The organism is Streptomyces pathocidini (genome assembly GCF_001418495.1).
Taxonomy (GTDB): Bacteria; Actinomycetota; Actinomycetes; order Streptomycetales; family Streptomycetaceae; genus Streptomyces; species Streptomyces pathocidini.
In genome coordinates this window covers 19,874-30,929 of record NZ_LIQY01000172.1, presented here as the reverse complement: position 1 = coordinate 30,929, position 11,056 = coordinate 19,874, and the positions used below count along the sequence as shown (strand labels likewise).

General features: G+C 69.5%; 8 protein-coding genes and 1 tRNA gene. All 9 read right to left on the bottom strand.

Features of this window, described 5'->3' with window-relative positions:
* Positions 1–201: 201 nt before the first annotated feature.
* Entirely contained in the window at positions 202–336 is a 135-nt protein-coding gene (locus tag AOK16_RS28140; protein WP_003958712.1) for a DLW-39 family protein, read from the bottom strand.
* A gap of 157 nt (positions 337–493) precedes the next feature.
* Positions 494–567: transfer RNA gene (locus tag AOK16_RS10465), tRNA-Ile, on the bottom strand.
* A gap of 69 nt (positions 568–636) precedes the next feature.
* Entirely contained in the window at positions 637–1,329 is a 693-nt protein-coding gene (locus tag AOK16_RS10460; protein ID WP_079101236.1) for a DUF3566 domain-containing protein, read from the bottom strand.
* A 3-nt stretch (positions 1,330–1,332) separates the two neighbouring features.
* Positions 1,333–3,960 (bottom strand): DNA gyrase subunit A, encoded by a 2,628-nt coding sequence (gene gyrA / locus AOK16_RS10455; RefSeq protein ID WP_055471974.1) that lies wholly within the window; start codon positions 3,958–3,960, stop codon positions 1,333–1,335.
* A gap of 62 nt (positions 3,961–4,022) precedes the next feature.
* A complete protein-coding gene (gyrB, locus tag AOK16_RS10450) occupies positions 4,023–6,041 on the bottom strand; it encodes a DNA topoisomerase (ATP-hydrolyzing) subunit B (RefSeq protein ID WP_055471973.1) in 2,019 nt (672 codons plus the stop codon).
* A 305-nt stretch (positions 6,042–6,346) separates the two neighbouring features.
* Positions 6,347–6,880, bottom strand: coding sequence for a DciA family protein (locus AOK16_RS10445; RefSeq protein ID WP_055471972.1), 534 nt, complete (start codon positions 6,878–6,880; stop codon positions 6,347–6,349).
* Positions 6,877–8,055, bottom strand: a complete 1,179-nt coding sequence (gene recF, locus AOK16_RS10440; RefSeq protein ID WP_055471971.1) for a DNA replication/repair protein RecF — start codon at positions 8,053–8,055, stop codon at positions 6,877–6,879. The genes AOK16_RS10445 and recF overlap by 4 nt, the downstream gene beginning before the upstream one ends.
* 67 nt (positions 8,056–8,122) lie before the next feature.
* On the bottom strand, positions 8,123–8,998 hold the full coding sequence (gnd, locus tag AOK16_RS10435; protein WP_055471970.1) for a phosphogluconate dehydrogenase (NAD(+)-dependent, decarboxylating): 876 nt from the start codon (positions 8,996–8,998) through the stop codon (positions 8,123–8,125).
* A gap of 123 nt (positions 8,999–9,121) precedes the next feature.
* Complete coding sequence (gene dnaN, locus AOK16_RS10430; RefSeq protein ID WP_055471969.1) at positions 9,122–10,252, bottom strand: DNA polymerase III subunit beta; 1,131 nt, start codon at positions 10,250–10,252, stop codon at positions 9,122–9,124.
* Positions 10,253–11,056: the final 804 nt, after the last annotated feature.

The following is an 11,056-nucleotide window of genomic DNA, read 5'->3' as shown; positions in this document are numbered from 1 at the left end:
CCCTCGCGCTCAGACCACCCGCACCCACGCTCTTTGCTTTCGCAAGATATTCCTTTGCCTAAGCAAGCTCAACGGCCACCGCTCAGCGGTCACCGCTCAGCGCCCGCCCCCAAGAATCCCCACCCAACAGCCACCGGCAGCAGACAGCACGAAGCCCCGGCCGCTCAGGGAGCGGCCGGGGCCCGTCAGGACTGATTCGTCTCACACACCCGAACCTGCGGGCACGGAGTCGGTCGCCTCCGTCCACAGATCCTGCTCGGCGCGATCCGCCTGGATCTGGCGGTACACGAGGAGCCCGCCGATGGCGGCCAGTGCGACCAGGAGAAGCTTCTTCACCGCGCGACCTCGTCTTTCTTTCTGACGTAGGGGACCTCTGCCGCCCGACTATACACACCGATCGATACCGATCGGTGACCTAGCCCGCGCTCAACTGCCTCACCCCGCAAACCAATCGGACCCGGCGGAGAATCTCCGTCCGGGCCCGATCATGCGGTGGGGCTAACAGGACTTGAACCTGTGGCCTCTTCCTTATCAGGGAAGCGCTCTAACCGTCTGAGCTATAGCCCCGCGCTGCACGGAAAGATTAGCGCACGGCGGGCGTCATCCAAAATCCGTTCCGCCGTGCGCTACCCGCAGCTACTCGTCCTCCGCCAGCGTGAGCTCGACGCCGCCCACGAAGCCCGCCGACAGGTTGTAGATGAACGCCCCGAGGGTGGCCAGCGCGGTGGCCAGCACCACGTCGATCACCGCAATGATCGACGTGAACATCAGCACCCGCGGCAGCGACAGGAAGCCCTCCAAGTCGAAGCCGCCGCCGTCGTTGGAGCCCGTGGCGTCGCTGATCGTGCCGCCGACGGTGGCGAAGACGCCCATGGCGTCCATGACCAGCCACAGCACGCCGACCGCGACGATCGTGCAGATCCCCAGCGCGATGGACAGCAGGAAGCCGACCTTCATCACCGACCACGGATCGACCTTGGCCACCCGCAGCCGGGCCTTGCGCGTACGAGGCGTCGTACGGGCTCCCGTACGCGGCCGCCGCACCGCCTGCCCCGCGGCCGTCCCGCCCGCGGGCGTGGAGTACGCCTGCGGCGGGTGGTACGGCTGCGCGCCCGGCTGGGACTGCTGCGCGACCCCCGGCAGCGGATGGCCCGGGGCGTGCCCCGGACCCGCGTGCCCGGGCTGGATCAGCGGCGGCTGCGGCTGCGCGCCGTGCGAGGGCGCGTGCCCCCCGGCCGCGCCACGGGCGCCCTCCACGGTCATGGATCCCGAGAGCGGATGCCTCTCGGTTCCCCGACCGCCCGCCCCAGCGCCCGTGGCTCCACTCACGACTTACTCCTCGTGCTCTTCGACCGCGGGCTCGGCGCCCTCGGCCGCCTCCTGCGCGGCCCCCTCGGCTGCGTCGGCCAGTTCCTCGACCTCTTCAGCCTCGCGACCCGCCTCGGCGTTCCGGGCGATGCCGACCACGGCATCGCGCTTGCCCAGGTTGATCAGCTGGACGCCCATGGTGTCACGACCCGTCTCCCTGACCTCGCTGACCCGGGTGCGGATCACCCCGCCGCTCAGCGTGATGGCGAGGATCTCGTCGGCCTCCTCGACCACCAGAGCGCCGACCAGCGAACCGCGGTCCTCCACGATCTTGGCGGCCTTGATGCCGAGGCCGCCGCGGCCCTGGACGCGGTACTCGTCGACGTTCGTGCGCTTCGCGTAACCGCCGTCGGTGGCGGTGAAGACGAACGTACCGGGCCGGACGACATTCATCGAGAGGAGCTCGTCCCCCTCGCGGAAGCTCATGCCCTTCACGCCCGAAGTGGCCCGGCCCATCGGCCGCAGCGCATCGTCGGTCGCGGTGAAGCGGATGGACTGCGCCTTCTTGCTGACCAGCAGCAGGTCGTCCTCGGCCGACACCAGCTCCGCGCCGATCAGTTCGTCCTCGCGGCCGTCCTCCATCTCCCGGAGGTTGATCGCGATGACGCCACCCGAACGAGGGGAGTCGTAGTCCTTCAGCGGCGTCTTCTTCACCAGGCCCGACTTCGTGGCCAGCACCAGGTACGGCACCGCCTCGTAGTCCCGGATGGCCAGGATCTCGGCGATCTGCTCGTCCGGCTGGAACGCCAGCAGGTTCGCCACATGCTGCCCGCGCGCCTCCCGGCCCGCGTCCGGCAGCTCGTAGGCCTTGGCGCGGTAGACCCGGCCCTTGTTGGTGAAGAACAGCAGCCAGTGGTGGGTGGTCGAGACGAAGAAGTGGTCGACGATGTCGTCCTGCTTCAGCTTCGTGCCGCGCACGCCCTTGCCGCCGCGCTTCTGCGAGCGGTAGTCGTCGGTCTTGGTGCGCTTGACGTAGCCGCCGCGGCTGATCGTGACGACGATGTCCTCCTCGGCGATCAGGTCCTCGATGGACATGTCGCCGTCGAAGGGCACCAGTTGGCTGCGCCGGTCGTCGCCGAACTTCTCGACGATCGCCGCCAGCTCGGTGGAGACGATCTGCCGCTGCCGCTCGGGCGAGGCGAGGATCGCGGTGTACTCGCTGATCTTCGCCTGGAGTTCGTCGTGCTCCTGGACGATCTTCTGCCGCTCCAGGGCGGCCAGCCGCCGCAGCTGCATCTCCAGGATCGCGTTCGCCTGGATCTCGTCGATCTCCAGCAGGCCCATCAGGCCCTCGCGCGCCACGTCGACCGTCTCGCTGCGCCGGATCAGCGCGATGACCTCGTCGATCGCGTCCAACGCCTTGAGCAGGCCGCGCAGGATGTGCGCCCGCTCCTCGGCCTTGCGCAGCCGGAACTTCGTCCGGCGGACGATGACCTCGATCTGGTGCGTGACCCAGTGCCGGATGAACGCGTCCAGCGAGAGCGTCCGCGGCACCCCGTCGACCAGCGCCAGCATGTTGGCGCCGAAGTTGGTCTGCAGATCGGTGTGCTTGTACAGGTTGTTGAGGACGACCTTCGCGACCGCGTCCCGCTTCAGCACGATCACCAGGCGCTGACCCGTACGCGAGGAGGTCTCGTCCCGCACGTCCGCGATCCCGCCGATCCTGCCGTCCTTCACCAGGTCGGCGATCTTCTGCGCGAGGTTGTCCGGGTTGACCTGGTACGGGAGTTCGGTGACGACCAGGCACTGCCGGCCCTGGATCTCCTCGACCTCCACAACCGCGCGCATCGTGATCGAGCCGCGCCCGGTGCGGTACGCCTCCTCGATGCCGCGGCGGCCCACGACCAGGGCGCCGGTCGGGAAGTCCGGGCCCTTGATGCGCTCGATCAGCGCGTCCAGCAGCTCCTCGTGCGAGGCGTCCGGGTGCTCCAGCGCCCACTGGGCGCCGGCCGCGACCTCGCGCAGATTGTGCGGCGGAATGTTGGTGGCCATGCCGACCGCGATCCCGGCCGAACCGTTGATCAGCAGGTTCGGGAAGCGCGCCGGAAGAACCGTCGGCTCCTGGTTCCGGCCGTCGTAGTTGTCCTGGAAGTCGACGGTCTCCTCGTCGATGTCCCGGAGCATCTCCATGGACAGCGGCGCCATCTTGCACTCGGTGTACCGCATGGCGGCCGCCGGGTCGTTGCCCGGGGAGCCGAAGTTGCCGTTGGAGTCCACCAGCGGCATCCGCATGGACCAGGACTGGGCCAGCCGTACGAGGGCGTCGTAGATCGAGGAGTCACCGTGCGGGTGGTACGTGCCCATGACGTCGCCGACGACGCGGGCGCACTTGTAGAAGCCGCGCTCCGGCCGGTACCCGCCGTCGTACATCGCGTACAGCACGCGGCGGTGCACCGGCTTGAGGCCGTCGCGGACGTCGGGCAGCGCACGCGAGACGATGACGGACATCGCGTAGTCGAGGTAGCTGCGCTGCATCTCCGTCTCGAGCCCGACGGGCTCGACGCGCAGGCCCACGCCCTCGACGGCCGCGGGCGTGCCCTCGGGCGTGACGGTGGTCTCGGGGATGTCGGGGGTAGGAGTGTCGTCGGCCATCGCCGGTCAACGTCCTTTCGAGGTTCGAGCCCGGGCTCGGCGGCCCGGGAGTGCGGGCCGACTCAGATGTCGAGGAAGCGGACGTCCTTGGCGTTGCGCTGGATGAAGGAGCGCCGCGCCTCGACGTCCTCGCCCATCAGCACCGAGAAGAGGTCGTCGGCCTGGGCCGCGTCGTCCAGGGAGACCTGGCCCAGTACGCGGTGGTCGACGTCCATCGTGGTGACCCGCAGCTCCTCGGCGTTCATCTCGCCCAGACCCTTGAAGCGCTGGACCGAGTCGTCCCGGATCCGCTTGCCGTTCTGCCGGCCCAGCTCGATCAGGGCGTCGCGCTCGCGGTCCGAGTACGCGTACTCGAAGTCGTCCCGGCCCCACTTGATCTTGTAGAGCGGGGGGCGGGACAGATAGACGTGGCCCGCCTCGACCAGCGGCCGCATGAAGCGGAACAGGAAGGTCAGCAGCAGGGTGTTGATGTGCTGGCCGTCGACGTCGGCGTCCGCCATCAAGATGATCTTGTGGTACCGGAGCTTCTCGATGTCGAAGTCCTCGTGGACCCCGGTGCCGAAGGCCGAGATCAGCGCCTGGACCTCCTGGTTCTGGAGGATCTTGTCGACGCGCGCCTTCTCGACGTTCAGGATCTTGCCGCGGATCGGGAGGATCGCCTGGTACTCCGGGTTCCGGCCGGACTTGGCCGAGCCGCCCGCGGAGTCACCCTCGACGATGAAGATCTCGCACTGCGTCGGGTCGTTGGACTGGCAGTCGCTGAGCTTGCCCGGCAGCGAAGCGCTCTCCAACAGGCCCTTGCGGCGGGTCAGATCGCGCGCCTTGCGGGCGGCGACCCGAGCCGTGGCGGCCTGGATGCCCTTGCGGATGATGTCCGCGGCCTCGTTGGGGTTGCGGTCCAGCCAGTCGGTCAGGTGCTCGTGGGCGATCTTCTGGACGAAGGTCTTGGCCTCCGTGTTGCCCAGCTTGGTCTTCGTCTGACCCTCGAACTGCGGCTCGCCGAGCTTGACCGAGATGATCGCGGTCAGGCCCTCGCGGATGTCCTCGCCCGTGAGGTTGTCGTCCTTCTCCCGCAGCAGCTTCTTGTCGCGCGCGTAGCGGTTGATCAGACCCGTCAGCGCCGCGCGGAAGCCCTCCTCGTGCGTGCCGCCCTCGTGGGTGTGGATGGTGTTCGCGAAGCTGTAGACACCCTCGCTGTACTGCGAGTTCCACTGCATCGCGATCTCGGCCGAGAGCATCCGCTCCTTGTCCTCGGCCTCGATGGAGATCACCGAGGGGTGGACGAGGTCGCCCTTGCGGGAGTTGAGGTACTTCACGAAGTCGACGATGCCGCCCTCGTAGAAGTACCGGACGGAGAGCGGCTTGCCCTCCTCGTCCACGTGGTCCGGGCGCTCGTCGGTCAGCGAGATGGTCAGGCCCTTGTTGAGGAAGGCCATCTCCTGGAAGCGCCGGGACAGCGTCTCGAAGGAGTACTCGGTGGTCTCGAAGATGTCCGGGTCCGCCCAGAAGGTAACGGATGTCCCGGTGGTGTCCACGGGCTCGTTCTTCGCCAGCGGCGCCGTCGGCACACCGAGCTTGTAGTCCTGCGTCCAGCGGTGGCCTTCGGTCCGGACGTCGACCGAGACCTTCGTCGACAGCGCGTTGACGACCGAGACGCCGACACCGTGCAGACCACCGGAGACGGCATAGCCGCCGCCGCCGAACTTGCCGCCCGCGTGCAGCACGGTCATCACGACCTCGACGGCCGGCTTCCCCTCCGACGGGACGATGCCCACGGGGATGCCACGGCCGTTGTCGACGACCCGGACCCCGCCGTCCGGCAGGACCGTCACGTCGATGGTGTCGGCATGACCGGCCAGGGCCTCGTCGACCGAGTTGTCGACCACCTCGTACACGAGGTGGTGCAGGCCCCGCTCACCGGTCGACCCGATGTACATGCCGGGTCGCTTGCGGACCGCGTCCAGACCCTCGAGGACCGTGATCGCGCTTGCGTCGTACGACGCCTTCTCGGGGGTGGGAGCGGTGTTGTTCTCGTTGGGGTTGCCGGAATCGGCCACGAAGCGCCCTTTCTGGCACAGCACAAGCCGTCTCCGTGGCATACCGGAGCGGCTGCGTCGTTCGACATGTTCCGCGAGTGGGCGGGATTGCTGCCCAGTCTACCGGTAGCGCGGACATGAATGGGGGTTTGCGGGCGCCTGGGTCCGCATGTGGCGCCCTGAACTGGCGTCCGCCGACTCCCCATATGTGGCCCCGGGGCCCGAGAGGCTCACAGCGCCGCTCAGCGCTTCCGTGCGTCAACCGTCCGCTACGGTGCGGGACGCCCGTTTCGGCCCTTGGCAACCCGCGGTAACCCCGCGGACCCGACACGGGACCCGATGGCTTTCGGTCACCCGTAGGTGTCGCCCGGCCCCCGGCTGCCCGGTGCGCGCAGCGGGCCGAACCGCTGCCGCGGCCCGCCCGGCCCCTGCACCTTGATCAACTTGACCGTGGACTGGCCGAGATCGGCGTTCAGCCGGGCCACCAGCTGGGGCGCCAGCAGCCGCAGCTGCGTCGCCCAGGCCGTCGAATCGCACTGCACGGTCAGCACCCGCGCGTCCTCGTCGTACTTCTGCGGCTCGCAGTGGAGCGCCACCTCGGGACCCACGATCTGCGGCCAGCGCCCCATCACCCCGCCCACGGCGGCCGGGGCCTCCCACCCGCGCTCGGTGATCAGGCGGTTGATCGCGGCGCCGAGCGGCAGCGGGTCCCGGCCGTCCGCCCGCGCCCCGGAACGCAGGCCTCCGCGGCGGGCCTGCTTCTTCTGCTGGGCGGCCGCGCCACGCGCCCGCGCCTGCTCCTTCGCCGCCCGCAGCGCGACCCGCGCCAGATCCACACCGGTGGACTCCGGCCGCTTGGCGGGCTCGGGGGACTGCGAGCTCATACGCGCTCCACCGACCCCTCGCCCACCGCGTACCGCGCCCCGGCCAGCAGCGCCGGAACGTCCTCGTCCACCGCGGCCGTCACCAGCACCTGCTCGCCCGGCGCGACCAGTTCGGCCAGCCGCTCCCGCCGCCGCGCGTCCAACTCCGCGAAGACGTCGTCCAGTACGAGCACGGGCTCGCCCGCCCGCCGCCCGCTGCTGCCCTCGCTCGAAGGCCCCTCGGGCCCCATGGCGGTCTCCGCCCGCAACAGGTCATACGAGCCGAGGCGCAGGGCAAGCGCGTACGACCAGGACTCGCCGTGGCTCGCGTACCCCTTCGCCGGCATCCCGCCGAGGCCCAGCAGCAGGTCGTCCCGGTGCGGTCCGACGAGCGTCACGCCCCGCTCGATCTCCTGCTTGCGTGCCTCGCCGAGCGCCCCGAGCAGCAGCTCGCACAGCTCCTCCCGGCCGGCGGCCTCCGGTGTCCCGCCCGCGGAACCGCGGTAGTCGAGCGCCACCGCTCCGCCACCGGGCGCCAGTTGCTCGTACGCCTTGCTCGCGAGCGGTTGCAGCGCGGCGATCAGATCCAGGCGCTGCGCGAGCAGTTCGGCCCCGGCGCGGGCCAGGTGCTGGTCCCAGACGTCGAGGGTGGACAGGTCCAGGGAGCGGCCGCCGTGCCGGCGCGCCATGGCGGCGCTCTTGAGGAGGGTGTTGCGCTGCTTGAGGACCCGCTCGTAGTCGGAGCGGACGCCGGCCATCCGGGGCGAGCGCGCGGTGATCAACTCGTCCAGGAAGCGGCGGCGCTCACCGGGGTCGCCCTTGACCAGAGCGAGGTCCTCCGGCGCGAAGATGACGGTGCGGACGAGCCCGAGCACGTCCCGCGGCCTGACCTGTGAAGACCGGTTGATCCGGGCGCGGTTGGCCCGGCCGGGGTTCAACTCCAGCTCGATGAGCTGCTGTCGCCCGCCCTGCACGACCGCCGCCCGGACGACCGCCCGGTCGGCACCCATCCGCACCAGCGGCGCGTCCGAGGAGACCCGGTGGCTGCCGAGGGTGGCGAGGTAGCCGACCGCCTCGACGAGGTTCGTCTTGCCCTGGCCGTTGGGGCCCACGAAAGCCGAGACGCCCGGCTCGAGCGGGACCTCGACCCGGGCGTACGAGCGGAAGTCGGCGAGCGACAGATGCGATACGTGCATGAGCGCGCTGCGGCCTGCGCCGCCGGCCTCCCTCGTTGTCGTTCCGCTGGTTCCGCGGGGTCGGCCGTCAGGCTTGCTCGACCGCGTGGCCGCCGAACTGGTTGCGCAGCGCGGCGATCATCTTCATCTGCGGGGAGTCCTCCTGGCGGGAGGCGAAGCGGGCGAAGAGGGACGCGGTGATCGCGGGCAGCGGCACGGCGTTGTCGATGGCGGCCTCGACGGTCCAGCGGCCCTCGCCGGAGTCGGACGCGTAGCCCTTGAGCTTCTCCAGGTGCTCGTCGCCGTCCAGGGCCTTGACGGCCAGGTCGAGCAGCCAGGAGCGGATGACGGTGCCCTCCTGCCAGCTGCGGAAGACCTCGCGGACGTCGGTGACGGAGTCGACGGCCTCCAGCAGCTCCCAGCCCTCGGCGAAGGCCTGCATCATCGCGTACTCGATGCCGTTGTGGACCATCTTCGCAAAGTGGCCCGCACCGACCTTGCCCGCGTGGACCGAGCCGAAGTCGCCCTCCGGCTTGAGCGCGTCGAAGATCGGCCCGACCTTCGCGACATGCTCGGCGGCGCCGCCGTACATGAGCGCGTAGCCGTTCTCCAGGCCCCAGACGCCGCCGGAGACACCGCAGTCGACGAAGCCGATGCCTTTGGCGTTCAGCTGCTCGGCGTGGCGCTCGTCGTCGGTCCAGCGGGAGTTGCCGCCGTCCACGACGATGTCGCCGGGGGAGAGCAGCGAGGCCAGCTCGTCGATGGTCGTCTGGGTGGGGACCCCGGCCGGGACCATGACCCATACGACGCGCGGTCCGCTCAGCCGGCCCACCAGATCTTCCAGGCTGTGGACATCGGCGACATCCGGGTTGCGGTCGTATCCGATGACGGTGTGGCCTGCGCGGCGGATGCGCTCGCGCATGTTGCCGCCCATCTTGCCGAGGCCGACGAGACCGAGCTCCATCAGTGATCCTTTGTGACGTAGTGCTGGAGGTGTCTGGCTGCGGCCGAGCCTACGCCCGCCCCTCGGCGCTCACCTGTGGGCTCCCCGTGCTCATTCCGCGGGGAGCATGCGCGGTGCGGCGGCTCAACCGCTCAACCGCACCGGCATGATCAGGTACTTGTACGCCTCGTCCGCCTCGGCGTCCACTGCCGGCTTGCCGCTGAGCAGCGCGGGCTTGGTGGAGGTCGTGAACGACAGCTGGGCGACGGGGGAGTCGATGGCGCTCAGGCCCTCCAGCAGGAAGCCGGGGTTGAAGGCGATCGAGATGTCGTCGCCCTCCAGCTGGGTGTCCACGCGCTCCACAGCCTGTGCGTCGTCGCTCGACCCGGCCTCGAGGATCAGGACACCCTGCTCGAAGCTCAGCCGGACCGGGGTGTTCCGCTCGGCGACGAGCGCGACGCGCTTGACGGCGTCGACGAACGGCGCGGTCTCGATCACGGCCACGGAGTTGAACTCGGTCGGGAAGAGCGTGCGGTACTTCGGCAGGTCGCCTTCGAGCAGTCGCGTGGTCGTACGCCGCCCGGCGCCCTCGAAGCCGATCAGGCCCTCGCCGGAACCCGAGCCGGCGAGGGCGATGCTGACGGTGTCGCCGCTGGTCAGCGACTTGGCCGTGTCCAGCAGGGTCTTGGCCGGGACCAGGGCGACCGCGGAGGTGTCCGGCGTCTCGGGCTTCCACAGGAACTCGCGGACGGCGAAGCGGTAGCGGTCGGTCGCGGCCAGCGTGACGGTGTCGCCCTCGATCTCGATCCGCACACCGGTGAGCACCGGCAGGGTGTCGTCGCGGCCCGCGGCGATGGCGACCTGGGCGGCGGCCGCGGCGAAGACCTCACCGGGGACGGTGCCGGTCGCGGTCGGCATCTGCGGCAGCGCCGGGTACTCCTCCACAGGCAGGGTGTGGAGTGTGAATCGCGAGGAGCCGCAGACCACGGTCACCCGGGCGCCGTCGGTGGAGATCTCCACAGGCCTGTTGGGAAGAGCGCGGCAGATGTCGGCGAGGAGCCGGCCGGAGACGAGGACCGTGCCGTCCTCCTCCACATCCGCCTCGACCGAGACGCGAGCCGAGACCTCGTAGTCGAAGCCGGAGAGGCTCAGGCTGCTCTCCTCCGCCTTCAGCAGCAGGCCCGCGAGAACGGGCACCGGAGGACGGGCCGGAAGGCTGCGTGCCGCCCAGGCCACCGCCTCCGCGAGTACATCGCGCTCCACCCGGATCTTCACCGGAACCGCCTCCTGCTGTTGCTGGCTCGCCCTGCTGGCCTTCCTGTCGGCATGTGTTCCGCCGCCCTCAGCGGGGAACGATGCCGGGGAACAGTCTGACGCACACCGCTGACAGTCGGCGCCGGTCGGGGTCAAGTCGCCGCCTCGGGTGTCGGGCGGCCTCGAGGCGAGTTGTGCACAGGCCCCGTTTCCGGAGGAGTTTCCCGGTAGATCTACTTGGTAGTAGTAGTAGGGCCTGTGGAAACCGTGGAAAACCAGGTCTGCCCAGGTCACAGCACATTTTTTGTCCACCGGCCCTGTGGGCGAGGGTCGTGGAAAACCCGGCTCAGCTGTGGACACCGAAAAGTTCTGCACACTCGATGCACAGCCTTGGCCCGGTTCTCCCCAGCGCCATCCCCAGAATTACCCACGTTCTCCCCAGGCCAACCGGGCACTTTGATGTGACGCCTTTCACTCGCCCCGGTGAGAGCGGGTGTCCCGTTGCCGAACAGTGGACAAGGGTGGGGAAAAGCTGTGGGCAACCGGCCCCAGCCTGTGGGCAGGCGGTGGACAACGGAGCACACACCCTGTGGGCAACGGATTCATCCACAGTCTGTGGAACCTCGTTGACCACATTTCCACACGCACCTGACCTCGTACGACGCCCCTCTGCCCACAGTTCCCACTGTCCCCATCTGGACAACTCTGCGGTCCCCAGGGTGTGGACGGCTACTCCGGCCCGATGCTGTGGAGAAGGCCGTATGCCCCGTCACCAATCGAACAGCCGACGGCGCGGGAACGACGAAGGGCGCTCCGGGAGTTGGT